This window comes from Peijinzhouia sedimentorum (genome assembly GCF_049340005.1).
Lineage (GTDB): Bacteria > Bacteroidota > Bacteroidia > Cytophagales > Cyclobacteriaceae > CAXBDP01.
Genome location: NZ_JBMPIY010000004.1, coordinates 255,561 through 281,535, shown reverse-complemented (window position 1 = coordinate 281,535; position 25,975 = coordinate 255,561). Strand labels below are relative to the sequence as shown.

24 protein-coding genes are annotated in these 25,975 nt (G+C 39.3%); 12 read left to right on the top strand and 12 right to left on the bottom strand.

Features of this window, described 5'->3' with window-relative positions; all coding sequences use genetic code 11:
- The 3 genes from ACOXY8_RS08580 to ACOXY8_RS08570 all read left to right on the top strand — a co-directional run bounded on the left by ACOXY8_RS08580 (position 1) and on the right by ACOXY8_RS08570 (position 2,977).
- The gene (locus ACOXY8_RS08580) at positions 1–690 is read left to right on the top strand and encodes a zinc metallopeptidase (protein ID WP_458331162.1); all 690 of its coding nucleotides are present in this window, start codon (positions 1–3) and stop codon (positions 688–690) included.
- Between the two features lie 61 nt (positions 691–751).
- Positions 752–1,891 (top strand): acyl-CoA dehydrogenase, encoded by a 1,140-nt coding sequence (locus tag ACOXY8_RS08575; protein ID WP_458331161.1) that lies wholly within the window; start codon positions 752–754, stop codon positions 1,889–1,891.
- A gap of 162 nt (positions 1,892–2,053) precedes the next feature.
- Positions 2,054–2,977 carry a helix-turn-helix domain-containing protein gene (locus ACOXY8_RS08570; RefSeq protein ID WP_458331160.1) on the top strand — a complete coding sequence of 308 codons (924 nt, stop codon included), beginning with the start codon at positions 2,054–2,056 and terminating at the stop codon, positions 2,975–2,977.
- On the opposite strand, the gene ACOXY8_RS08565 is transcribed toward ACOXY8_RS08570, so the two are convergent.
- The 3 genes from ACOXY8_RS08565 to ACOXY8_RS08555 are packed head-to-tail and all read right to left on the bottom strand — an operon-like array spanning position 2,960 to position 4,419.
- On the bottom strand, positions 2,960–3,730 hold the full coding sequence (locus ACOXY8_RS08565) for a phosphoglycerol geranylgeranyltransferase (RefSeq protein ID WP_458331159.1): 771 nt from the start codon (positions 3,728–3,730) through the stop codon (positions 2,960–2,962). The two genes, ACOXY8_RS08570 and ACOXY8_RS08565, sit on opposite strands and share 18 nt — an antisense overlap.
- Complete coding sequence (locus ACOXY8_RS08560; RefSeq protein WP_458331158.1) at positions 3,711–4,085, bottom strand: hypothetical protein; 375 nt, start codon at positions 4,083–4,085, stop codon at positions 3,711–3,713. Before ACOXY8_RS08560 ends, ACOXY8_RS08565 begins: the two co-directional genes overlap by 20 nt.
- Entirely contained in the window at positions 4,039–4,419 is a 381-nt protein-coding gene (locus ACOXY8_RS08555; protein ID WP_458331157.1) for a phage holin family protein, read from the bottom strand. The genes ACOXY8_RS08560 and ACOXY8_RS08555 overlap by 47 nt, the downstream gene beginning before the upstream one ends.
- A gap of 245 nt (positions 4,420–4,664) precedes the next feature.
- Between ACOXY8_RS08555 and ACOXY8_RS08550 the strand changes: the two genes are divergently transcribed.
- Positions 4,665–5,795, top strand: coding sequence for a hypothetical protein (locus tag ACOXY8_RS08550; protein WP_458331156.1), 1,131 nt, complete (start codon positions 4,665–4,667; stop codon positions 5,793–5,795).
- A 22-nt stretch (positions 5,796–5,817) separates the two neighbouring features.
- Here ACOXY8_RS08550 and ACOXY8_RS08545 read toward each other — a convergent pair whose 3' ends face one another.
- From ACOXY8_RS08545 to ACOXY8_RS08510, 8 genes are all read right to left on the bottom strand, one after another.
- Entirely contained in the window at positions 5,818–7,014 is a 1,197-nt protein-coding gene (locus ACOXY8_RS08545) for a M20 metallopeptidase family protein (RefSeq protein ID WP_458331155.1), read from the bottom strand.
- On the bottom strand, positions 7,007–7,519 hold the full coding sequence (locus ACOXY8_RS08540) for an SPOR domain-containing protein (RefSeq protein WP_458331154.1): 513 nt from the start codon (positions 7,517–7,519) through the stop codon (positions 7,007–7,009). Before ACOXY8_RS08540 ends, ACOXY8_RS08545 begins: the two co-directional genes overlap by 8 nt.
- Before the next feature lie 7 nt (positions 7,520–7,526).
- Positions 7,527–10,895, bottom strand: coding sequence for a preprotein translocase subunit SecA (secA, locus tag ACOXY8_RS08535; RefSeq protein ID WP_458331153.1), 3,369 nt, complete (start codon positions 10,893–10,895; stop codon positions 7,527–7,529).
- A gap of 76 nt (positions 10,896–10,971) precedes the next feature.
- Positions 10,972–11,748 carry a diaminopimelate epimerase gene (gene dapF / locus ACOXY8_RS08530; RefSeq protein WP_458331152.1) on the bottom strand — a complete coding sequence of 259 codons (777 nt, stop codon included), beginning with the start codon at positions 11,746–11,748 and terminating at the stop codon, positions 10,972–10,974.
- An 89-nt stretch (positions 11,749–11,837) separates the two neighbouring features.
- Positions 11,838–12,206 (bottom strand): 50S ribosomal protein L19, encoded by a 369-nt coding sequence (rplS, locus tag ACOXY8_RS08525; protein ID WP_458331151.1) that lies wholly within the window; start codon positions 12,204–12,206, stop codon positions 11,838–11,840.
- Positions 12,207–12,287: 81 nt separating this feature from the next.
- The gene (gene trmD / locus ACOXY8_RS08520; protein ID WP_458331150.1) at positions 12,288–12,968 is read right to left on the bottom strand and encodes a tRNA (guanosine(37)-N1)-methyltransferase TrmD; all 681 of its coding nucleotides are present in this window, start codon (positions 12,966–12,968) and stop codon (positions 12,288–12,290) included.
- A gap of 7 nt (positions 12,969–12,975) precedes the next feature.
- A complete protein-coding gene (gene rimM / locus ACOXY8_RS08515) occupies positions 12,976–13,509 on the bottom strand; it encodes a ribosome maturation factor RimM (protein WP_458331149.1) in 534 nt (177 codons plus the stop codon).
- Between the two features lie 13 nt (positions 13,510–13,522).
- Positions 13,523–14,122 carry a 30S ribosomal protein S16 gene (locus tag ACOXY8_RS08510; protein ID WP_458331148.1) on the bottom strand — a complete coding sequence of 200 codons (600 nt, stop codon included), beginning with the start codon at positions 14,120–14,122 and terminating at the stop codon, positions 13,523–13,525.
- 340 nt (positions 14,123–14,462) lie between these two features.
- On the opposite strand from ACOXY8_RS08510, the gene ACOXY8_RS08505 reads away from it, so the two are divergent.
- The 3 genes from ACOXY8_RS08505 (at position 14,463) to lpdA (ending at position 20,274) form a co-directional block, all read left to right on the top strand.
- Positions 14,463–17,180, top strand: coding sequence for a 2-oxoglutarate dehydrogenase E1 component (locus ACOXY8_RS08505; RefSeq protein ID WP_458331147.1), 2,718 nt, complete (start codon positions 14,463–14,465; stop codon positions 17,178–17,180).
- Between the two features lie 30 nt (positions 17,181–17,210).
- Positions 17,211–18,770, top strand: coding sequence for a 2-oxoglutarate dehydrogenase complex dihydrolipoyllysine-residue succinyltransferase (gene odhB / locus ACOXY8_RS08500; RefSeq protein WP_458331146.1), 1,560 nt, complete (start codon positions 17,211–17,213; stop codon positions 18,768–18,770).
- A 103-nt stretch (positions 18,771–18,873) separates the two neighbouring features.
- Entirely contained in the window at positions 18,874–20,274 is a 1,401-nt protein-coding gene (gene lpdA / locus ACOXY8_RS08495; protein WP_458331145.1) for a dihydrolipoyl dehydrogenase, read from the top strand.
- A gap of 60 nt (positions 20,275–20,334) precedes the next feature.
- On the opposite strand, the gene ACOXY8_RS08490 is transcribed toward lpdA, so the two are convergent.
- Positions 20,335–20,721 (bottom strand): hypothetical protein, encoded by a 387-nt coding sequence (locus tag ACOXY8_RS08490; protein ID WP_458331144.1) that lies wholly within the window; start codon positions 20,719–20,721, stop codon positions 20,335–20,337.
- Positions 20,722–20,859: 138 nt separating this feature from the next.
- On the opposite strand from ACOXY8_RS08490, the gene carB reads away from it, so the two are divergent.
- The 5 genes from carB to ACOXY8_RS08465 all read left to right on the top strand — a co-directional run bounded on the left by carB (position 20,860) and on the right by ACOXY8_RS08465 (position 25,703).
- Complete coding sequence (gene carB, locus ACOXY8_RS08485; RefSeq protein WP_458331143.1) at positions 20,860–23,673, top strand: carbamoyl-phosphate synthase large subunit; 2,814 nt, start codon at positions 20,860–20,862, stop codon at positions 23,671–23,673.
- A 3-nt stretch (positions 23,674–23,676) separates the two neighbouring features.
- A complete protein-coding gene (locus tag ACOXY8_RS08480) occupies positions 23,677–23,916 on the top strand; it encodes a hypothetical protein (RefSeq protein WP_458331142.1) in 240 nt (79 codons plus the stop codon).
- Between the two features lie 62 nt (positions 23,917–23,978).
- On the top strand, positions 23,979–24,515 hold the full coding sequence (locus tag ACOXY8_RS08475) for a hypothetical protein (RefSeq protein WP_458331141.1): 537 nt from the start codon (positions 23,979–23,981) through the stop codon (positions 24,513–24,515).
- Positions 24,516–24,553: 38 nt separating this feature from the next.
- Positions 24,554–25,297 carry a lipoyl(octanoyl) transferase LipB gene (gene lipB, locus ACOXY8_RS08470; protein WP_458331140.1) on the top strand — a complete coding sequence of 248 codons (744 nt, stop codon included), beginning with the start codon at positions 24,554–24,556 and terminating at the stop codon, positions 25,295–25,297.
- 1 nt (position 25,298) lies between these two features.
- A complete protein-coding gene (locus ACOXY8_RS08465) occupies positions 25,299–25,703 on the top strand; it encodes a hypothetical protein (protein ID WP_458331139.1) in 405 nt (134 codons plus the stop codon).
- Positions 25,704–25,975 lie beyond the last annotated feature (272 nt).

Here is a 25,975-nt window from a genome sequence, read left to right as displayed (position 1 = left end):
ATGATTTGGATCATTTTCATTGGTTTCATGATTATCAGCTTTGCGGTAAGTTCGAAACTAAAATCAAAATTTAAGAAGTATTCTCAAATACCTCTAACAGCCAACCTTACAGGTGCACAAGTGGCAGAAGCTATGCTTCGTGATCATGGCATTACAGATGCAAGAGTTGTATCTGTGGAAGGCCGTCTTACTGACCATTACAATCCTGCGGACCGTACAGTAAACTTAAGTCCTGATGTATATCATGGCAGAAGTGCGGCTGCTGTGGCAGTAGCTGCTCACGAGTGTGGCCACGCAGTACAGCACGCAACCGCCTATAGTATGCTTGAGTTTCGCTCTGCTATGGTGCCAGTTCAGAATGCAAGTGGTAAAATTTTAAACATTGTTGTTCTACTAAGTATTTTTGGAGGAGCATTATTGGCAAATCTTCCTTACGAATTTATCGGAATAATTGTAGTAGGGACATACTCAGTTTTAACATTATTCTCTGTAGTAACACTACCTGTAGAATTTGATGCTAGTAAAAGAGCGTTGGCATGGATAGATAAAAGAGGAATAGTTACAAGTACAGAATATGATATGGCCAAAGATGCTCTCAAATGGGCAGCCATGACGTATATAGTTGCCGCACTTGCCTCTATAGTAACTTTATTGTACTACGCCACAATGTTCTTTGGAGGAAGAGATTAAATTTGTTTAATTCGACCTTTATTTTAACAATTTGGGTCAAAACACAAAAGATTATTTTATTATGGATTTTTCATTGACAGAAGAACAATTAGCGGTAAGAGACGCAGCGAGAGAATTTGCGCAAACAGAATTACTTCCTGGTGTAATTGAGAGAGACGAAACCCAAACATTTCCAGCAGCTCAAATAAAGAAAATGGGAGAGTTAGGCTTTATGGGAATGATGGTCAATCCAAAATATGGTGGAGGAGGAATGGATACTGTATCATACGTACTCGCTATGGAAGAAATATCCAAAGTTGATTCTTCCGCCTCCGTAGTAATGTCAGTGAATAATTCCTTAGTATGCTGGGGTATAGAGACCTATGGCAATGAAGAGCAAAAGCAAAAGTACTTACCCGATTTGGCATCGGGAAAGAAGATTGGTGCCTTCTGTCTTTCCGAGCCTGAAGCAGGTTCAGATGCAACCTCTCAAAGAACTGAGGCTATTGATAAAGGGGATCATTACCTATTAAACGGTACTAAGAACTGGATTACAAATGGGAACAGTGCTTCTATCTATATTGTAATAGCCCAAACTGACAGAGAGAAAGGCCATAAAGGAATAAATGCCTTTATAGTAGAAAGAGAATGGGAAGGATTTGTAGTGGGTAAGAAGGAGCAAAAAATGGGTATTAGAGGCTCAGATACTCATTCTCTAATGTTCCAAGATGTGAAGGTACCAAAGGAAAATAGAATTGGAGCTGATGGTTTCGGGTTCAGTTTTGCAATGGAAACGCTAAATGGAGGGAGGATAGGAATTGCTTCTCAAGCTTTAGGAATTGCCTCAGGAGCCTATGAATTGGCATTACAATATTCAAAAGAAAGAAAAGCATTTGGCAAAACTATCAACCAACATCAAGCTATTGCCTTTAAGTTAGCTGATATGGCTACAGAAATAGAAGCTGCTCGTTTGCTATGCATGAAAGCAGCCAAGTTGAAGGATCTTAAACAAGACTTCTCAATGTATTCTGCGATGGCTAAACTATATGCTTCAAAGGTAGCAAATGAAGTTGCCACAGAAGCAGTTCAAGTGCATGGAGGTTATGGCTATGTAAAAGAATACCATGTAGAAAGACTGATGAGAGACGCTAAAATCACACAGATATATGAGGGTACATCAGAAATCCAAAAGCTTGTGATCTCAAGACACGTCTTAAAATAGTCATAAATATTTTTTTTCTAAATTACTGATTTACAGCACTTTTATTTTTAATTAAGTATTAGTCTGCCGCGGTATTTGCAACTTTCAAATATTGTGATTAGGTTTATACAATAATTTACAAAAACCCTATAAATCAAATTCCACTTTACTAAGGAAAATGTCATGGAAGATTATAATAAAATTCTTGAATCTTTGGGGATTAAATTCCTTAAAGCCTCTAAAACAAAAGTAATACACCCAATTACAGTTGATAACTACTATGATGTAGAAAACAGCATCATATTATTAAATAAATGTGGTGTAAGGTTCGGAAAGTATGATGAAGTTGCCATGGCTGGTGAGATCTTATTTATGCCAGGCGGTAGAATGACTTCCATTACTTTTGGTACAGGTCCTTCTGTAAGGTTATCCAATGATGAATTTTTATCAACTAAGAAAAAGTATCTAGGTACTGTAAACTCTGATGATAAGAAAGATAAGGATGCTGAATATTTCAGTACTATCTCCTTTGAAACGAAAGTTTTCAATTCAGTAAACTTTTTTGCTTCACTAGATATTCCTCCATTTGTAATTCGTAATAATCAAAAGATTGTTGACTTGATGGAGAGGTTGATAAGTGAAAAGCACTCTCATAAACCGGGCAAGGACAGAATCGTAAGTTTATTGATGGAAGAGATTGTGGTAGAAGTTGTTCGCCACATTTTAGATAATAGAATGTTTGTTGAACAATTAACAACAAACTCCACTTACTTCAAGGATCCACGCCTTATCGATATTTTCAACTATATCAAGGAGCAACTTGGTGGTGATTTATCAAACAAAGTTTTGGCTAAAGTGGCCAATGTTTCCGAAGATTATGTTGGTCAGTACTTTAAAATGCTAACGGGAATCAACCCACAGGATTATATTGAGTACCAACGCATGGAGGAGGCCGTAAACCTACTTAGGACTACTAAAAAGAGTATTCGTGATATTGGACATGAAGTTGGCTATAAAGATACAGCCTATTTCTGTAGAAGATTCAAGATGATGTTTGGCATACCTGCCGGCAAAATGCGTCGTAGAGAATCACTTATGAATGTTTAGTAAAGAATTAAACAAATTCACTTTTTCAGAAACCTCAATCAATAGATTGAGGTTTTTTTCTATCCCATTGCCTACTACTATTACATCAGCACCAGCTTCCATAGCTATTTGAGCCTTTTCAGCTGAGGTAATCCCTCCGCCTATTATCAATGGCACATTTACAGCTCGGTGTACTGTAGATATCATTTTTGCATCGATTGGTCTTTTTGCTCCACTGCCGGCATCCATATACATCAATTGCATACCTAACATCTCGCCAGCCATTGCAGTGCAAGCTGCCAACGAAGGCTTATCAGCAGGAATTGGCAATGTATGACTCATGTAGCTAGCACTTGTTGGATGGCCAGAGTCTATAAGCATGTAGCCTGTAGGCACAATTTCTAATTGACTCTTCTTTAGTAAAGGTGCGGCTATTACATGCTGGCCAATTAATAATTCCGGGTTTCTTCCTGATATAAGGGAAATAAATAAGATCCCATCAGCTCTCAAGTCAATTTGCATACTGTTGCCAGGGAATAAAACTACTGGTATATCGGTATGTTCCTTAAGCCAATGGACTACTTGATAAAGATTATTGTGCGTGAGTAAACTACCACCTACTAGAAAGTAATCTATTTTATTCTCAACACTCATGTGGGCTAATCGCTGTAGAGTATTAGTATCCAATACCTTATCAGGATCTATTAATACGGCGAAGGCCTTTTTTCCCTCCCGCCTTAAACGCTGTAGGTTACTAAGAATTTTCTTGTTCACTAGTGGAATTATTGTTGAGCGATGACAAATAGTCTACTAATTTTTGTTTAGCAAAAGCTACAATCATATAGGCAGCCTGATGCTTTATTTCTCTTAACAAACCAGATTCTTGTTGGTAAGGCTCTGGGTAATAATATTGTTGCTCACTTACTTTTTTAGGAGCCTTTTTGCGTGACTTACCTTTCTTTCCACTAAATAGCCAATATGAAAGAATCATGGCTCCTCCAGCCACCGCAATTACTTTTCCCCATCTGTTAAGATCGTGCTTGATATCACCCACTTGCGAATCCATCAGCGATAGGTAATCCTTACTCTTCCGACTTAGGATCTCCTTTTTCTTCTCTAGGTCTTCCATTTTCTTTTTTAGTTGATTCTTCGGAATAATTAATCAATTTATGAATGAGCCTTTGCCAAAAGGGAGCATTCCGGGTCATAATCAAGATAATAAAAATTAGTAGATATATTATGGTTACTATCCCAAATCCTAAAAAGGAGCTGCTAAAAACTTCATTAAGATAAAGAGAAAGCGTAATGCTCGCAAAAATTACGGTTAAGCTAAAAAAGAAAAGAAAAAAAGTGAACAACAAAAAGCGAGAAGTTCCCTTGACAAGTTCCTCCTTTGCCTCAATTTTAAAAAGTGCTATTCGAGTTTCAAGAAACCCTAATAAATTTTCTACCAGTTTATCCAATTTCGGTAATCCAAACAATTTCTTTTTATTTAAAGGTTAAAACCACCTTTTTAAACGTAATCAAAGTTAGGCAATTTATTACTCAATAGAAATTTTATACCTTGAGTACGAAAATTATTATAACTCCTTATTTAGAGTTTAGCGATTAACAATTTGGTAACATTAATTCAGAAAACAATTTCTACTTTTGCACAGTAGTTTTGACCCACAACATTTTACCAACCCTTGTAAATCAATCCTTATAAATGTCATCAAAACAATCAACACCGTCGCCCATAGGAACAAGTGCATTGTCTAGGCTGAATACTAACATAAGGAAAGAGAGAGGTTTTCTCATCATCATTATAGGTTTACTCATTTTGAGTGGGTTGGTTTTCAAGAATCCAACTTTGGCCATGTGGTTGGCATTTCTGCTTGCTGGCTATTCAGCTATAGCCAATGACAGTATCCAAACCATTGGAACATTTATTTCTTCAAATGGAAATAAACCATGGTACTGGCTTTGGCTTTTCATGGGAACCATTCTTGTAATTACACTTACCTATAGTTTTGTGATCAATGATGGAGATGTCTCCTATCAGCGATTAAATACACCCGGGTTAGATGTTGCACCCGCTACGTTTGAGTTTTTGCAAGTTGCTGCGCCTATTATTCTTTTGATCCTCACTAGATTGAGAATGCCCGTATCTACTTCAATTCTTCTCTTAAGTGCTTTTTCTACGAAAAGTAGTTCGATTGGAAGTATATTAATGAAAAGTTTCACAGGCTATATTTTAGCTTTTTTCATTGGTATAATTGTTTGGGCGCTTGTATCCAGATGGCTGGAACGGAAGGTTAGAAATAAAGCAGCTGGAAAATGGTGGACACCTTTTCAATGGATTACTAGCGGTACTTTGTGGGCAGTTTGGATAATGCAAGATGTATCCAACATAGCAGTTGTTTTGCCAAGGCAATTAGAATTGTGGGAATTTGTAGTAATGGCTGGGTATCTCTTTGCTGGGCTTGGCGTATTGTTCTACTTAAAAGGAGATAAAATCCAAGGAATTGTAAATGAGAAAGCAGATGTAACTGATGTAAGAGCTGCTACCATAGTGGATATTGTATATGCCGCATTGCTTTTTTATCTGAAAGTGATAAGCACAATACCAATAAGTACTACTTGGGTATTCCTTGGTCTATTAGGCGGGAGGGAAATCGCCATCAATATGATGAAAACAAACCCGGCAAGAAGAGTGAAAGGAATTCAGAAAGCATTAATGCTTGTTCGCAAAGATGCCCTATATGCTGGTATTGGATTACTAGTTTCTATCATTCTGGCTTTCTCAATAAACGAAGCTATGAGAGCAGAATTTGTAGAAATGATCTGGCCTGACTAATAGAGCCACATCCAAATTAATTTTATTTTTCTTCCAACTCTGAAATCGCTAACCAGGCCATCAAACCGGCTCCTATTTCTAATGAGTTCTCATCTATATCAAAAGTAGGAGTGTGCACCCCTGAAATGATACCCTTTTCTTCATTTCTGGTTCCCAAACGATAGAAGCAAGCATCAATCTCTTGGGAGTAATAAGAGAAGTCTTCAGAAGCCATCCAAATATCCAAATCAAGCACATTCTCTGCTCCTAAGTATTCGATGGCTGCATTCTGGGCACGATTTGTTAACTCTGGCTCATTTTCTAAATATGGATATCCATCCACAATATTTACTTCGCATTGGCCACCCATACTTTGTACAAGACCTTCGGCTAATTTACGAATTCGCAACTTCGCTTCAGCTCTCCATTCTTCATTTAAAGTTCTGAATGTTCCTTTGATTTTCACTTCATTCGGGATCACATTTGTGGCACCAAGGCCTTCAATATGACCAAATGAAAGTACTGAAGGAATTTTTGGACTTGCATTTCTACTTACAATCTGCTGCAAGGCCACAATCAAATGAGCGCTGATTAAGATCGGATCTACTGTATTGTCTGGCATTGCCGCATGGCCTCCCTTACCTTTTACTGTAATATAGATTTCATCGGCACTAGCCATGTATAAGCCTGAGCGAAAGCCCACTTTACCCACAGGAATTAACGGCATCACATGCTGGCCCAAAATAGCTTTTGGAGCTGGATTCTGTAATGCGCCGTCCTTGATCATTAATGAAGCACCTCCTGGAGCAGTTTCTTCCCCTGGCTGAAAAATCAGTTTTATGCTTCCTTCAAAATCATTCCGAAGATTGTGTAGAATACGAGCAGCTCCTAGTAAAGAGGATGTATGTGCATCATGTCCACATGCATGCATAATTCCCGGCTTCGTGGATCGGTAGGGCACATCATTCGCCTCAATTATAGGCAATGCATCCATATCCGCCCTCAATGCTACAACTTTCTTTGATGGATTTTTTCCTTCTATTACAGCTGTTAATCCAGTACCTGCAACACCAATGGTTGGATTTATACCAATTTTCTTCAATTCAGCCTCCACATAGGAAGCAGTTTCAAATTCTTGAAATGAAAGTTCTGGATTAGCGTGCAAATGCCTACGCATTGCAATTACTGAAGGCTTTAATTCTTTTGCCAGCTCTTGTATTTTACTCTTCAATTCATTCATTTCTCAAACTTCTCCTTTCAGGAACTATCAAGGTACTTGGATACTCGGCTTTCAATAATTGATAAATTTTTAAGGCCTCCACTCGCTCAGCAAAAAATCCGATCTTAACCTTATAATTCGGTTGCTCATAAGTAATTTCTGGATTGATATCCTCATTCGCTTCCATTATTTTACTTCTAGTCTCGGTAGCTTGGGTTCTGCTACCACCAGAGTACACTTGAACGGAAAATCCTTCGATAAACCCTCTATTCCTATTAATAGAAGTCAGCGAATCTAACACAACATTAACCTCCCGCGTTACATCGCTGGTAGGATTTACAAAAGGTGGCTTAGTAATTACAACTATTTCTTCTTCTTCAGCTACTGGTTTGCTTTTTTCACGTAAGCCTGACAAATCCTCCGAATAGCTCGCTGGGAGGCTAGGAGATTTGCTGCTTTTAGCTGGGCCACAGCTACCAAATGCAACAATTAGCAATAAGATTAAAAAGCCATTTATCCTTTTCATATAGATATTAAGAGTCGATTATAACGCAGCGATTGCTCAATACGTCTTCCTCTACTGTTTTGAATTTTACATCCTTTTTCAAAGTGCCATCCGGGTATTGCACAGTTACTTTATCGTTTCTGCCCATTATTTTCTCGGATTTGATAGGCATTGTCTTTTCAGCAGGAGGGCGATTAGCAGGACTAGGTGATCCTCCACCTCTTGAAAGTAATGATTGGGAATCCTCTTTACTTTCTTTATAACTCTGCTCTCTTTGTTTAGCTGTCCTTGCTTCTTTTACCTCATCGTTTTGCTTAAGCGGGAGGATGGCCTTGCTCAAGAATGTAACAGCTTCTTCATTAATTCTTTCCGATAGCTTCTTGAAAAGCTCAAAAGCCTCGAATTTATAAATTAGCAATGGATCCTTTTGCTCGTACACAGCATTTTGCACGGATTGCTTCAAGTCATCCATATCTCTCAAATGCTCTTTCCAAACATTATCAATTATGGCCAAAGTAGATGCCTTTTCCATGCTGCGGATCAGTTCATCTCCGTTTGTATCTACTGATTTCTGCAGGTTAGCTACGACACCAATTTGCTTGTTGCCATCAGAGAACGGAACAAGAATTTCAGTGACTGTTGCACCACGCTTTTCTAATACACTGCGAAGCACTGGTACTGCCATTTCACAAACCTTAGCATTTTTATCTTGATAGGCCTTGTAGGTAGCATCAAATAAATTGTACGCTAAATCGCTTGGATTAATAGCCTTCAATTCTGCTTCATCAATTTCGAAGGAAATACCTAACAGACTAATAACCTCTAATTGGAATGCTTCTACATCTTCAGATGCTTTAGCTCTGTTTACAGTACTCTCACAAGTATCGAACATCATATTCACGATATCCAACGAAAGTCGCTCGCCAAATAGCGCATTACGACGCTTCTTGTAAATAACTTCACGTTGAGAGTTCATTACATCATCGTATTCGAGCAAACGCTTTCTTATCCCAAAGTTGTTTTCCTCTACTTTCTTTTGAGCTCTTTCTATAGATTTGGTAATCATTGAGTGTTGGATTACCTCACCATCTTCTAAACCTAAGCGATCCATTAATTTAGCAATTCTTTCAGAGCCAAATAAGCGCATCAAATTATCTTCCAATGACACAAAGAATTGAGTAGAACCTGGATCACCCTGACGACCAGATCTACCTCTAAGCTGTCTATCAACCCGCCTTGATTCGTGACGCTCGGTACCTATAATTGCCAAACCTCCCGCTTTCTTAGAATCAGCACTCAATTTGATATCTGTACCTCTACCCGCCATGTTGGTTGCAATAGTTACAGCACCCGGTTGTCCTGCGCCTGCTACAATCTCAGCCTCTCTCTGGTGCTGCTTGGCATTCAATACCTGATGAGATATTTTCTTTATTGTAAGCATTCTACTTAGCAATTCAGAAATCTCAACAGATGTAGTACCTACAAGCACGGGTCTTCCTTTAGAAGTAAGTTCTTGGATTTCGTTGGCTACCGCATTGAATTTTTCACGAGTTGTCTTAAATACAAAGTCTTGACGATCATCTCTAACAATTGGCCTGTTGGTTGGGATTACAACTACATCAAGCTTGTAGATCTCCCAAAATTCACCAGCCTCAGTTTCCGCAGTACCCGTCATACCACTTAGCTTGTGGTACATTCGGAAGTAGTTCTGCAAAGTAATGGTAGCATAGGTTTGTGTAGCATCTTCTACTTTCACATTTTCCTTAGCTTCAATCGCTTGGTGAAGTCCATCTGAATAACGTCTGCCATCTAGCACACGACCCGTTTGTTCGTCTACAATTTTTACTTTGCCATCTGCAAGTATATATTCGGTATCTTTTTCGAATAAGGTATAGGCCTTCAATAATTGATTGATCGTATGAATCCTTTGACCTTTTATCGAATAATCTTTGATGAGCTTATCTTTTTGCTCTTTCTTTTCTTCTGGACTTAAACCTTCGGCTTTATCAATTTGGTGGGTTTCGAAGCCAATATCTGGTAAAATAAAGAAGTTTGGATCTTCGCCTTCTCCTGTAATAAGTTCAGTACCCTTTTCTGTCATTTGCACCTGATTGCTCTTTTCTTCAATAGTGAAGTAAAGTGGCTCATCTGCTTCAGGCATCAAACGAGAGTTATCAGCCATGTAGTAGTTTTCGGTTTTCTGAAGGATTGACCGAATTCCAGGTTCACTTAGATATTTAATGAGGGGCTTGTATTTCGGGAAACCTCTGAAAACTCTAAATAGAGCTGTACCGCCATCAGCTTCATTTCCATCAGCAATGAGTTTTTTGGCTTCATTTAAGTATTGTCCGATTAATTTCTTTTGAGCATCTACTAATTTGGCTATCCTTGGCTTCATTTCGTAAAACTCATGCTGATCGCCCTTTGGAACTGGACCAGAGATAATTAACGGAGTTCTAGCCTCATCAATCAACACTGAATCGACCTCATCGATCATTGCAAAGTGATGGCCTCTTTGAACCAAATCTTTCACCTCGCGAGACATATTATCTCTCAAGTAATCAAAACCAAATTCGTTGTTTGTGCCATAAGTGATATCAGCCAAATAAGCCTGACGTCTCATTTCTGAGTTTGGCTGATGCTTATCTATACAGTCCACATTCATTCCATAGAATTGGAAAAGTGGAGCCATCCACTCGCTATCCCTTTTTGCTAGGTAGTCGTTTACTGTCACAATATGGACACCTCTTCGAGCTAGTGCATTTAAGAAAGCAGGGAAAGTAGCTACAAGAGTTTTACCTTCACCAGTCGCCATCTCGGCAACTTTACCTTGGTGTAATACTACCCCACCGATAATTTGAACATCGTAATGGAGCATATCCCATTCTAGTTCATTGCCAGCAACTACCCATTTGTTGGCCCAGATAGCTTTATCTCCTTGAATTTGGACGTGCTTATGTTTGACGGCAAAAGCACGATCATAGTCTAAAGCTGTAACTTCAAGTTTGCCATTTTCTTTTAATCGACGTGCCGTATCTCGAATGATTGCAAAAGCACGCGGAAGGACAATTTCTAAAACTTCTTCGAGCTTTTTATTACGCTCAAGTTCTAGACGATCTACTTCTTTGAATATATCTTCTTTGGCATCAAGGTCAGCATCTGGAGTATTCTCAGCCTTTTCTTTTTGATCCGCAATTTGATCATCTATATGTTTTAGATAGGCATCTATTTCATCACGAATTGCTTGCGCTGCCGCTCTTAATTCATCATCGCTTATGTTAGGCAACTTTGCGTATTCGTCATTTACCTTTTGTACGTAAGGCAATAACTCCTTTACGTCTCTGTCTGATTTTGTACCAAATAATTTGGTTAAACCTTTCGTCAAGAAATCGAACATCAGTAATATTTTTTATAAGAAGGTAAAATTAATTTCTTTTTGTTAGAAACAGGTAATTATCTGCAAACAGTCTTAGTTATAATTCGATATCACCTTGAAAAACTTTAACGGCAGGGCCAATTAAATAGATGTTGGAATAAATCCCACCTGCATCTTTTTCAAAGGATACTTGCAAATCACCCCCTTGTGCATGTACACTTACAGGGCTTTGAAAACCTAATTCCGAAGCTGTTAAAGCAGCTGCTGTTACACCAGTGCCACAAGACATGGTTTCGTCTTCCACGCCGCGCTCGTAAGTTCTTATGTGAAGAGCGTTATCATCAACATGCAATTCAACAAAATTTACGTTTGTTCCGTTTGGCTCAAAAGCTTCCGTATATCGAATTTTTCGACCATTGCCTACAACATCAAAATTCTGAATGGATTGTACTAGTTTGATGTAATGCGGAGACCCTGTATTCACAAAGTAATCATCTGCTATAGTATCCACCTTTTCGATATCCGCCATACTCAAATGAATCTGATCATTTTCGATAAAAGCAGAATGTTCTCCATCATAAGCCAAGAAGATGGCTTTATCTTTTATCATTTTCAAATCTCGAGCAAATGCTACCGCACATCTACTACCATTTCCACATAGGCTTTGACTGCCATCTGGATTGTAATAGACCATCTCGAAATCGTAATCTCTATGAAGTTGAATAAGGATGACACCATCGGCACCTATGCCAAAATGTCTGTGACAAAGCATCGGAATTTGATTGCGAAAAGCTGGCCCAAGGAGCCCTTCTCGATTATCAATCATTATAAAGTCGTTTCCAGTGCCGTGATACTTGTAAAATGGGATTGTCATGCTATCAGTTTGAGATAATTCAAAATTATCCAAAATCAAGCCGTAATCACAATGGAGGGAAATAAAAAAGAGGCCTAAGCCTCTTTCTTTTATGATCTTGATGAAGATATTTTTTCCTTGATTCTTGCCGCTTTTCCTTGGCGTCCTCTTAGATAATAAAGTTTAGCTCTTTTCACAGAACCTCTTCTTAATACTTCAATTTTGTCGATACTTGGTGACAACAATGGGAAAATTCTTTCCACACCTACACCGTTAGAAATTTTTCTTACGGTAAATGTTTCACCATTAGTACTCTTGTTCTTGCGTTGGATTACGGTTCCTTGGAACTGCTGTATACGCTCCTTGTTACCTTCTGTAATACGCACGTGTACGTTTACTGTATCACCAGATTTGAAAGTTGGAAAACCTTCTCTTTTTGGTTGATATTCCTGTTCGATTAATTTAATCAGGTCGCTCATTTTAGCAAAAGATTATAGCCCGTTGAAAATGGGATTGCAAATATACGTAAATTTTCTAATTCTCTAAATGTAATGGAAAAATTATGAGCTCTCTCCTAATTTAGGTCTTCGAGCTTTTGTTCTTTCCACAGCTTGTTCGAATCGCCAGGCATTTATCTTTGCCTCATGACCCGAAAGTAATACTTCAGGAACGGACCATCCTTTATATTCCGCCGGCCGAGTATATACTGGCGCAGCTACTAGTCCATCCTGAAATGAGTCTGTTAAAGCCGAAGTTTCGTCAGACAATACACCCGGCAATAGCCGAATGATAGAATCTGCCAATACAGCTGCTGCTAGTTCACCTCCAGACAATACATAATCACCTATACTGATTTCCTTGGTAATCAAATGCTGTCTTACTCTTTCGTCTACTCCTTTGTAATGCCCACATAGTATAATGAGATTATTACACAAGGTTAAACCATTGGCCATAGGCTGATCGAGCAATTCACCATCTGGACTCATATAGATTACCTCATCATAGTTTCTTTCTGCCTTCAAAGCCGAAATACACCTATCAATTGGCTCAATCATCATTACCATACCTGCTCCGCCACCAAATGCATAATCATCTACATTCTTATGCTTCTTGGTTGCATAGTCTCGCAAGTCATGCACATGCACCTGCACAAGGCCTTTGTCTTGGGCACGCTTTAAAATGGAATGCGAAAAAGGGCTATCCAATAAGCGTGGTAAGCATGTGATGATGTCAATTCTCATGAATCAATCAATTTTCCTCAGAAAGGTATATGTCTAATAATCCATCTGGAAGAGAGACATAGATCACTTTGGATTTCTTGTCAACTTTGGTAAGGATTGAATCAACCATTGGAATAAGGATTTCTTTTCCATCCTTATCTACAATAAGTAAATCTTGTCCAGCTCTAGATGCGATCTCCCTAGCAATTCCAATATTTCCACTTACACTATCTTCTACCTGCATTCCTACAAGCTCATGAAAATAGTATTGGTCATCTGGTAATGGCGGGAGGATAGAAAGTGGTAAGTACAATTTGGAGCCTGTAAGCTCCGCAGCGTCATCATAACTTTCTACATCTTCGAATTGAACCAAAGCCCTCTGTCCCTTAATTTGAAGATCCGCTATAAAAAAAGGAATCAGGTTTCCAGATTGCTCAAGGAAAACCGATTCCAATTCTTCGTAATCTTCTGGGAAGTCAACATCGAGCATTATCCAAAGCTCGCCTTGCAGACCGTGAGGCTTGAGGATGTGCCCTAATTCAAAACAGTCATCCTTCCTCATCCCTCAAATATTATTAAGCTTTTGGCTCTTCTGTAGCATCTCCTTCAGCAGCAGGAGCATCATTTGCCTCTGCTTCATTTTTTGGAGCCTCTTCTGTTGCCGGCTCTTCAGTCGCAGCTTCTTCAGCTACTTCCTCTTCAACAACTTCTTCAGGAACTACGTTTTTAGCTCTGATTGCCTCAGCACGAGCTTCTTTCACTTTAGCCTCAGCTTCAAGTCTTGCTTTTTCACGAGCAGCTTTCTCAGCAGCTAGTGATTCTACTTTTCCTGTAATAGCAGAGTCTTTACCTTCTTTCCAAGCATCATACTTAGCATCAGCTTGCTCTTGTGTAAGCGCTCCTTTGATAACACCAATCTGAAGGTGTTTTTTCAAAAGGACACCACGATAAGAAAGCATCGCTTTTACCGTATCTGTTGGCTGGGCGCCATTCATTACCCATTTAAATGCTTTCTCTTCGTCAAGCACTATAGTAGCTGGGTTGGTGTTTGGATTGTAAGTACCCAATTTCTCAATAAAGCGACCATCACGTGGTGCTCTAGCGTCAGCAACGACTACATCGTACATTGCTTGTTTCTTGCGACCTCTACGGGCCAATCTGATTTTTACTGCCATTTTTGTTTTTGTGTGTTGCGGAGCTCGTCCGCTGTTCAAAATTTTGGACTGCAAAGATACTGAAATATCTGATAATCATAACAGATGACTTAATTACTTTTTTAAATCCTCCCGCATTTTTACAAAATACTGGCTATTAGCTCAGTTTATGATAGAAGTGTTACTCATTTTAGTGAAATCTACATTCTGTTTAGCTCAGATTGATTTCACTCAAGAAAATGAGATCCAAGCATTTATGGGCTATTCAAATAGTTGAAAATCAATTCATATTTGTTTAACCGAATATACAGTTTTTAATAAACAAATGGTCTCTTTATCTTTGCCTTGAAACAATTTACAAATGGATCGTTACTCATATATCGCAAACGCTCACGGTAATTATATCGAAGAGCTTTATAAAACATATCAGTCCAACCCTGAATCACTTGATGCTTCATGGCAGAAGTTTTTTGAGGGTTTCGAATTTTCACAAGCTTATGCTGGCGAAAATGGACAAGCAGCTGTTTCTAGCTCAGACGAAAGAGAATTAAAGGTAAGAAACTTAATTCATGCCTATCGCACTAGAGGTCACTTGAAGTCGAAAACCAATCCTGTAAGGGAAAGAAGAGACCACAAAGCCCTACTTGACCCGAAGGATTTCGGCCTTTCAGATGCTGATTTGGATGTGGAATTCAATGCGGGTGAAGAAATCGGCATTGGCAGAGCGCCACTCAAGAAAATTGTTGAATCACTTAAGTATATATATGAAGGCACAGTTGGCTTTGAATATATGTATATCCGCAATCCAGAAATGCTGGAGTGGTTCAAGCAAAAAACAGAAAAAGAAGCATTGGCTTTCAAGCCTTCATTAGATCAGAAGAAGAGGATTCTTTCGAAACTAAATGAAGCGGCTATTTTCGAGAACTTCTTACACACCAAGTATCTTGGACAAAAAAGATTTTCTCTTGAGGGTGGCGAAAGTACTATCCCCGCTTTAGATGCTATTATCAATAAAGCTGGTGAGCTGGGTGTGAAAGAAGCAATGATTGGGATGGCACACAGAGGTAGATTAAATGTGCTTTCAAATATAATGGGCAAAACCTACGAGCAAATTTTCAATGAATTTGAAGGTACGGCCGTTCCAGATTTAACAATGGGTGATGGTGATGTTAAATATCACATGGGCTATAGCTCTGAAATCACTACTCCATCTGGCAACAAAGTGAATTTAAAGCTTGCGCCAAACCCATCTCACTTAGAAGCTGTCAATCCAGTAGTAGAAGGCTTCTTACGTGCAAAAGCAGATGCAATGTATGGTAATGATTATGACAAAATTTTGCCCATCCTAATTCATGGTGATGCAGCAGCTGCAGGCCAAGGTATTGTATATGAAGTGGCTCAAATGTCAAAACTTGCGGGCTATCATACGGGAGGTACTATTCATTTTGTGATCAACAACCAAGTAGGCTTTACCACCGATTATGACGACGCAAGGTCATCCATTTATTGTACAGATGTGGCCAAAGTAATTGACGCTCCTGTACTACACGTAAATGGTGATGATGCCGAAGCTGTAGTTTTCTGCGTGGAAATGGCGGTAGAATATCGTCAAAAATTCAATCAGGATATTTTCATTGACATGCTTTGCTACCGCAGGCATGGCCACAATGAAAGTGATGAGCCGAAATTCACACAGCCTGCCCTTTATAATATCATTTCGAAGCATCCGAATCCGCGGGAGGTCTATAATAAAAAGCTAATCGAACGTGGTGACGTGGATGCCGAATTAGCGGAAACAATGGATTCTGAATTCCGCCAGCTATTACAGGACAGGCTTAATTTGGTGAAACAGCATCCGCTTCCATACCAATACCAGCCTTTGGAAAAAGAGTGGCAAAATCTACGCAGATCTGAGCCACAAGATTTTGAGGCATCGCCTGATACTGGCATATCGCAAGAAGTAATCGATAAGGTTGCAAAGTGTCTGACCACCATACCAAAAGGATTTAAACCGCTCAAGCAAATTGAAAAATTGCTAAAACAGCGTAAGGATATGTTCAGTAAAGATAAGAGCCTAAACTGGGCTGCTGCGGAACTTTTGGCTTACGGCTCTATTCTGGACGAAGGAAAAATCGTAAGACTTTCGGGTCAAGATTGTTTGAGAGGGACATTCTCTCACCGACACGCGGTGATCAGAGATGCCGAAACGAGCAAGGCTTATACTAACCTAGCCAACTTACGTGATGGCCAAGGGAAATTCCATATTTACAATTCATTGCTATCTGAATTTGGGGTAATGGGTTTTGAGTTTGGTTATGCCATGGCAAATCCAAATGCACTTACAATTTGGGAAGCGCAATTTGGTGACTTTGCCAATGGAGCCCAGGTAATGATAGACCAATTCATCAGTTGCTCGGAAACAAAATGGCAAAGAATGAATGGACTAGTTCTTCTCCTCCCGCATGGGTACGAAGGCCAAGGACCAGAGCACTCCAATGCTAGACCAGAGCGTTTCTTGCAGTTATCTGCCGAATATAATATGGTAGTAGCCAATATTACTGAACCTTCTAATTTCTTCCACTTACTGCGTCGACAGCTTACATGGCCATTCCGTAAACCATGCGTAGTGATGTCGCCTAAGTCATTGCTTCGTCATCCTAAAGTGGTTTCTCCAATTGAGGAATTTACCAAAGGTGGTTTCCGCGAAGTGATTGACGATACCTACGTTGACAAGAAAAAGGTAACTAAAGTATTACTTTGCTCAGGAAAAATCTATTACGATTTGCAAGAAGAACAAGAGAAGCAAGAACGTAAAGATGTAGCAATCGTTAGAATTGAGCAGCTTCACCCTTATCCGAAAACAAAAATTGAAAGCTTGTTGAAAGAATATAAAAATGCGAAAGTATTCTGGGTGCAAGAAGAACCAGAAAATATGGGTGCTTATGGCTATATTAATAGAGTATTCCGCCATATCGAAATGGGTGTAATCTCTCGCAAGCCAAGTGCTTCTCCTGCTACAGGATATGGCAGCGCTCACGCAAAAGAGCAGGCGTCTATCATCCAACAAGCTTTTTCCTAAATATAAAATCAACACGCTAACAATATCATCATGAGTGTAGAAATGAAAGTGCCTCAAGTAGGCGAATCCATCACAGAAGTAACCATAGCCTCTTGGTTGAAAAAAGACGGTGAACAGGTGAAAATGGACGAAGTAATAGCTGAATTAGAATCAGACAAAGCCACTTTTGAGCTTACTGCTGAGGCATCAGGTGTGCTAAAAATAAAGGTTGAAGAAGGAGAGACTGTAGAAATTGGTGCCACACTTTGCGAAATAGAAGAAGGTGAAGCTAAAAAAGAAGAAAGCAAACCTGAAAACAAGGAAGCTTCTACAGATAAAAAAGAAGGGTCAGCTGAAACTGAAGTGAAAAAATCAGCGGGAGGTAAATCCGAAATCATCGAAATGCGTGTGCCAACTGTAGGCGAATCTATTACCGAAGTGGTAATTTCCACATGGCTCAAAGCTGATGGTGATACCGTGAAGTTAGACGAAATCATCGCAGAAGTAGATTCTGATAAAGCAACCTTTGAATTGCCGGCAGAAGCTACAGGCAAACTTCAAATAATTGCCCAAGAAGGGGACACTTTAGAAGTAGGCGGACTAATCTGTAAAATCGAAGTAACAGAAGATGCAGCATCTGATAGCCAGCCTGAAAGTTCAAGCAAAGAATCCTCTGAGAAGGAATCGACTGAAGATAATAAATCTAGCCATGCAGATGGACATCCTTCTCCTGCTGCTGCGAAAATATTAGCTGAAAAAGGTATTTCTCCAGAAGCAGTAAAAGGAACTGGTCCGGGCGGAAGAATCACGAAAGAAGATGCCTTGAGTGCAGAAAAGTCGAAGCCAGAAGCAAGTTCTAAGAAAGAAGAAAGTAAGCCAGCTTCAAAAGAAGCTTCTGCTCCTAGCGGCGACAGAAATCAGAACCGTCAGAAAATGACGAATTTGAGAAAAACCATCGCTCGCAGATTGGTATCAGTGAAAAATGAAACGGCTATGCTTACCACTTTCAACGAAGTGGATATGAAGCCAATTATGGATATTCGTAAGAAATACAAAGACAGCTTCAAAGAAAAATACGAAGTGAATTTGGGCTTTATGTCATTCTTCACAAAAGCAGTATGCCAAGCATTATTAGAATGGCCAGCAGTTAATGCTCAAATTGATGGTGAAGAAATCGTTTACAATGAATTCTGCGATGTGTCTATTGCCGTATCAACACCACGTGGATTGGTAGTGCCAGTAATCAGAAATGCTGAGCAAATGAGTTTTCAGCAAATCGAGAAAGAAATTCTTCGATTGGCAGGAAAAGCAAGAGATGGCAAATTAAGCATTGAAGAAATGACTGGAGGAACATTTACAATCACTAATGGCGGTGTATTTGGGTCACTTCTTTCTACTCCAATTATCAACGCTCCACAAGCTGCGATTTTGGGTATGCACAATATTGTAGAGCGTGCAATGGTAGTAGATGGCCAAGTAGTCGTACGCCCCATGATGTATGTGGCGTTGAGCTACGACCACCGCATTATCGACGGTAGAGAATCTGTTAGCTTCCTTGTTCGAGTAAAGCAGCTTCTTGAAGATCCAGCTAGATTGCTTTTAGGAGTTTAAAATAAATCTGAAAAGGGTCGAAATATCAATCGACCCTTTTTTCAATAAAATTCAATTTTCATAAAGTCAATGCTATTTAGCAATTGACCATTACGCTAAAATTATGGATTATCAATTAATAATAATCGGATCAGGACCAGGTGGATATGTTGCTGCGATCAGAGCTGCACAACTTGGATTGAAGACCGCATTAATCGAGAAATATAATACCCTAGGCGGTACTTGCCTCAATGTAGGTTGTATCCCTTCCAAAGCGCTATTAGATTCCTCAGAACATTATCACAATGCAGGGCATACTTTCAAGGAACACGGCATTGACTTGGAAGGCTTAAAAGTAAACCTCCCGCAAATGATTGCTCGCAAGGACGATGTCGTAGCTAAAACCTGTGAAGGAGTTGCTTTCTTGATGAAGAAAAATAAGGTCGATGTTTTTTATGGAATGGGTTCTTTTGAAGATAAGAACACGGTGAAAATCGATCTAAATGAAGGTGGTGATAAGAAGATTACTGGCGAAAAAATCATTATTGCTACAGGTTCAAAACCTGCATCTCTTCCATTTATCAAACTAGACAAAAAGAGAGTAATCACCAGCACCGAAGCACTCAATCTGAAAGAAGTACCAAAGCACATGATAGTGATTGGTGGTGGTGTTATCGGTATGGAGATGGGTTCTGTATTCGCCAGACTTGGAGCTAAAGTTTCCGTGATCGAATACATGGACAGCATCATTCCTACAATGGATGGCGCCATGGGAAGAGAACTGAAAAAAGCCCTTAAAAAGCTTGATTTTGACTTTTACTTAGGTCATAAAGTGGTTGAAGTAACCAACAAAGGCAAAGAAGTAATAGTAAAAGCTGAGAATAAAAAAGGCGAAACTATAGAAGTGAAAGCAGACATCTGTTTGGTTTCTATTGGTAGAAAACCTTATACAGATAAACTTGGTCTAGACAAAGCTGGTGTAAAAATGGACGATCGTGGTCGTGTGGAAGTTGATGAACACCTTCGCACAAACGTCGACAATATTTATGCAATTGGTGATGTGGTGAAAGGAGCAATGCTAGCACATAAAGCTGAAGAAGAAGGGATGTTTGTAGCTGAAACTATTGCTGGGCAAAAACCACATATCAATTATTTACTTATCCCGAATGTAGTTTACACTTGGCCTGAAGTTGCTGGTGTAGGTTATACCGAAGAGCAATTGAAGGAAAAGGGAATCGAATACAAATCAGGCAGTTTTCCATTCCGTGCTTTAGGACGTGCGCGCGCAAGTATGGATTTGGACGGCTTGGTAAAAGTACTTGCAGACAAGAAAACAGATGAGATACTTGGCGTACACATGATTGGCCCAAGAACTGCCGACATGATCGCCGAAGCTGTAGTTGCAATGGAATTCCGTGCATCTGCAGAAGATATTGCTCGCATCTCGCATGCTCACCCTACTTTTACAGAAGCATTTAAAGAAGCCGCGTTAGCAGCTACAGACAACAGAGCTTTACATATGTAAACTCATTGGTAATATAATTGAAATAGAAATGCTGGCTTATTGATTTGAGCCAGCATTTTTTTATTGTCGTTTGGCAGTGAATGGGAAGCTATCTCCCATCGTATAAACATTGCCCTTTAAATTATCATCGTCAACAAAATCACCTTCTACCTCTACGTCATATCCTTGAAAATTAAACATTGCAGTCATTTTACGCTCTGCAATTTTGATGTTGTTGAGTTTGAAAGTGCCATAACCTGTCGCTTCCAAATCTCCACTCCAAGTGTCTCCAGCTGAGGCTAATTGCATTTTGCCATTCATATCGCCAAGCGGAGTTCCTGATATCGTAGTAGCCCAAGATCCTGAAGGATTAAACTCCTTTGCAGAAGTAGCTGATTTTGTGCCCGCACAGCCAACAATCATCGTCATTAGAAATGCGATAAAAATAAATGATTTAATAGATTTCATAAGAATTATATTGTTTACCCCAAAGTAATGCAATTTACTTGAAATGAATGAGCAATACTTCAAAATTCGGGTTTTAATAATGGGCATTAAACCATAACTTTGAACCAATTTATCAATATCTATACCTACTCTTAAAAAATGCCTAAAGACAAAAGTCTCAAATCCATCCTAATTATCGGTAGTGGCCCCATAGTTATTGGCCAAGCATGTGAATTCGATTACGCAGGTAGCCAAGCTGCCAGATCCCTCAGAGAAGAAGGAATTGAAGTAATTCTAATCAATAGTAACCCAGCCACCATTATGACTGATAAGGTTACTGCAGATCATGTTTACCTGAAACCTCTCGAGAAAAAATCTATCATTGAGATTCTGGAAAAACATCAAATTGATGCGGTACTTCCTACAATGGGTGGCCAAACTGCTCTCAACCTAGCCATTGATTGTGAAAATGCTGGAATCTGGAAAAAATACGATGTTAGGATTATTGGTGTGGATATCAAAGCTATCGAAACCACTGAAGATCGCGAGAAATTCAGATTGCTAATGAAGCAATTGGATGTGAATGTGTGTGAAGGAGAAACCGCCACATCCTTTTTGCAAGGAAATGAGATTGCTCAAAGAATTGGTTTTCCATTGGTAATTCGCCCATCCTATACACTAGGTGGTTCTGGAGGTGGTTTTGTAAACTCAGCAGAAGATTTTGAGAAAGCCCTAACTCGTGGCTTGCATGCTTCGCCTATCCATGAGGTATTGGTAGAGCAAAGTATTTTGGGCTGGAAGGAATACGAACTTGAGCTTTTAAGAGACAATAAAGGTAATGTTATCATTATCTGTTCGATAGAAAATTTTGACCCAATGGGTGTGCATACTGGAGATTCTATTACTGTGGCTCCAGCTATGACATTGCCTGATACGGTCTATCAAAATATGAGAAACCTTGCCATCAAAATGATGAATGGCATTGGACAATTTGCGGGAGGATGTAATGTGCAGTTCGCCGTAAACCCTGAAGATGATCAAATTGTAGGTATTGAAATCAATCCAAGAGTTTCAAGATCATCTGCTTTGGCATCCAAAGCTACTGGCTACCCAATTGCAAAAGTTGCTGCCAAACTAGCCATAGGGTACAATTTGGATGAATTGAAAAACTCAATTACCAAAACGACTTCTGCTTATTTTGAGCCGGCTATTGACTATGTGATTGTGAAGATTCCTCGCTGGAATTTCGATAAATTCAAAGGCGTGGATAAATCACTCGGTTTGCAGATGAAGTCAGTGGGTGAAGTGATGGGCATTGGTCGCAATTTCCAAGAAGCGCTCCAAAAGGCCTGTCAATCTCTAGAAATCAAAAGAAATGGACTAGGAGCTGACGGTAAAGAATTAGCAGATAGAGAAGCTATCCTGTATAGTCTGAAACATCCAAGCTGGAATAGATTATTCCATATTTATGATGCATTCAAATTAGGTATCCCTTTCAAAACCATCCAAAATCTAACGAAGATTGATAAATGGTTTTTGATGCAAATAGAGGAATTGGTAGCCTTAGATAAGGAAATGGAAAAGTTTTCTTTAGATAGTCTTCCAAAAGAATTACTTCTTGCTGCTAAGAAAAAAGGATATGCTGATAGACAAATTGCCCACTTGGTTGATTGTCTAGAAAGTGAAGTGCACCAAAGACGAATTGACTTAGGCATCAACCGTGTATTCAAAATGGTAGATACTTGTGCTGCCGAATTTGAAGCAAAAACGCCTTATTTCTATTCATCATTCGAAGAAGAAAACGAATCGATTGTAACGGATCGCAAAAAAGTTGTCGTACTAGGCTCTGGGCCAAACAGAATCGGTCAGGGTATTGAGTTTGATTATTCATGTGTACATGGAATACTCGCTGCAAAAGAATGTGGCTACGAAACCATCATGATTAATTGCAATCCTGAAACGGTTTCCACAGACTTTGATATTGCTGATAAACTTTATTTTGAGCCGGTATTTTGGGAGCATATTTTCGATATCATCAAGCATGAAAAGCCTGAAGGTGTAATCGTACAACTTGGTGGACAAACCGCTTTGAAATTAGCGGAGAAGCTTCACAAGTTTGGAATAAAAATACTAGGAACAGATTTCACTTCACTCGATTTGGCTGAAGATAGAGGAAGATTCTCTACCTTATTAAAAGAAAATGATATACCCTATCCAGACTTTGGCGTAATCGAAGATGCAGAATCTGCGATTACCTTGTCCAAAGATATTGGCTTCCCATTGCTGGTGAGGCCATCCTATGTATTGGGTGGTCAAAGCATGAAAATTGTGATAAACGAGCAAGAACTAGAAACCCACGTAATTGAGATTATGCGTGATATTCCTGGCAACAGAGTATTGCTCGATCATTTCCTAGAAGGCGCAATTGAAGCCGAAGCAGATGCAATTTGTGATGGTGAAAATGTGTATATCATCGGCATAATGCAGCATATTGAGCCAGCGGGAATTCACTCTGGCGATTCTTATGCAGTATTGCCTCCATACAATTTGGGCGACTTTGTGATTCAGCAAATCGAGCGATACACACATAAAATTGCTTTGGCGCTCAATACGGTTGGCCTTATCAATATTCAGTTTGCTATCAAGAACGATAAAGTTTATATCATAGAAGCGAACCCACGAGCCTCTCGTACCGTTCCATTTATCTGTAAAGCTTACGATGAGCCTTATGTAAATTATGCAACGAAGGTGATGCTTGGCGAGAAAAAGGTTACCGACTTTGACTTCAAACCAACCAAAAAAGGTTACGCAATCAAGGTTCCGGTATTCTCTTTCGACAAATTTCCGAATGTAAATAAGGAGCTAGGTCCAGAAATGAAATCGACTGGTGAAGCAATTTATTTCATTGACGATTTGATGGACGATTACTTCCTTAAAATATTCGCCGAGAGAAATCTGTATTTGAGTAGATAATAAATGGGTTTTTTACTAAAATTTTTGCTTATCACCTTTGGAGTACTTTATCTCCTAGGTTTTATGTTCCGTTGGGTTTTGAAAAAACTGTACAAGAATTTTCAAAGCTCAGCGGGCAATTATAATTCAACTGGAGCTCGTCCAACAGATGGAAATGTAAAAGTAGATTACGTTCCACCAAAAGGGAAAAAAGGAAAGAACTTCAGAGGTGGTGATTATATCGAATACGAAGAAGTAAAATAATTTCCTCCCGCTTTTTCAAAACTATTCTACTTCATAATGGTATGTCTATTATGCGGAAAAGCTTGAAATTATTTTTATTTCTCACAATTGTAATTGCCTGCAATCCAGACAAAAATAAGGCTGTAGAAGCAGGAGAGCTCATTTACCAAACAAATGATGCTACGAAATTATTCTTCCGAAATGTGCGCTCTAGCTATTACGAAAAGCAAACGTTATCTGAAGCCAAAATCGATGTTTACCGAATGAAAAACAGGAATTCCACAGAGGATTATCCTGTGCTCAATTTGGCATTGGTGAACAATTGGTTGGAAGACGAGGCTTATATTATCGTCGAGCCAAATTCGTTTTACAGCGTAGGTGATACCATAAAAGTGACGTGGGAAGATGATAGTCTTCGCCAGCAAAGCATCGATTTCATATACGGAAATAAGGATAATCACACCCGGTTTGCCGATAAGGTGTACCAAAATATGCTTGATCTCAAGGCAATGGAAATTTATTCTGGAGATAAGTCTTGGCCATTATTCAGCCGAAATGAAGACCGAGAAATATTCAGAAAAACCATGATCGATTTTTATAGACTTGTGCAGCGATTGTAGGGATGCTACATGGAAATCTTTAGCTAAATTGAAAACCTATGAATCATTTGATTAACAAAAAGGTGCAATTCCGCCACTTAGGTAGGATGGACTATCAAGAAGCATGGGATTATCAAGAAGTGCTATTTAAGGAAACGGTTGACCTGAAAATTGCAAATAGAAAGGTGGAGCTGCAAGCGCAATTGCCTTCGGAAAATTATCTGCTATTTGTAGAGCATCCACATGTATATACTCTTGGCAAAAGCGGGAAAGAGAGCCATTTGCTATTGAATGAAGAAGGTCTCCAAAAACATAATGCCCGCTATTACAAAATAAATAGAGGTGGAGATATTACCTATCATGGGCCGGGCCAAATAGTGGGTTATCCAATTTTAGATCTAGAAAATTTCTTTACGGATATTCATAAATATTTGCGGCTACTGGAAGAAGCCGTAATCCACACCTTAGCCGAATATGACATAAAATGCGGGAGGATAAATGGCCTCACTGGCGTATGGATAGATATAGACCAAAGTAATCCGCTAAATGGCCACACTTGGAATCCACGTAAAATCTGCGCAATGGGCGTGAAAAGCAGCCGCTGGGTCACCATGCATGGATTTGCCTTTAATGTGAACACAGACCTAAGCTATTTCAATCATATCGTTCCCTGCGGGATAGATGACAAAGCTGTGACATCCATGCAAAAAGAATTGGGTAAGGAAATCGACATTGATGAGGTAGAAGAAAAACTTAAAAACCATATAGGCCATTTGTTTGAAATGGAATGGGAGAGTAATTGAAATGAAAAAAGACCTGAAAATAGAGCCAGTTACGGGAGTTCACCTAGCGGTTGTTAGAAAGAAAAACCTGGAAGACAGCTTTGATTGGTTCGTTTATATGATCAACAAAAACTTCATTGAGCTCAACACAATATTGATTACTAGCAAAGGCTATGGCAGCATAAATGGCGAAGAAAAGAAAACCTCTTTGCTGAGACATTCTATCAAGGAATTGCAAGAGCAGAGTATTGCTCTAGTAGAAAGTATAGACCCTTCTGTATTTCAACTCAATAATGAATATTGGGTAAGCTATTACATTCTAGATAAGATTTTTGATAAGAAATTCGTATTCCTTGCACATAGCATCACCGAAGAAAATATCCGCTATATCCCCGAATTGGATATGGAAGGGGTGTTACATAGTTGAAATAAAATTGGTTTTGGCAGGGTTGAAGGTTAACTGCAATCGTGTAAGATTCTGAGGAATTTGTCTGGGCTAATTTCCTAGCCCACGGTGCACCACTACCTTGTCAGTAGTCAAGTCTCACATTTATCTGCCGAAGGCATGACCACCGTAGGTACGAGAGCTACGCTCGGTAATTTCACACAACTGTTCACTACCATATACGGCGGTTCATTGGATTATAGGTTGTGCCAGCCTGCCGGCATGGCAGGTTTTAAGATAATAGGAAAGCATCG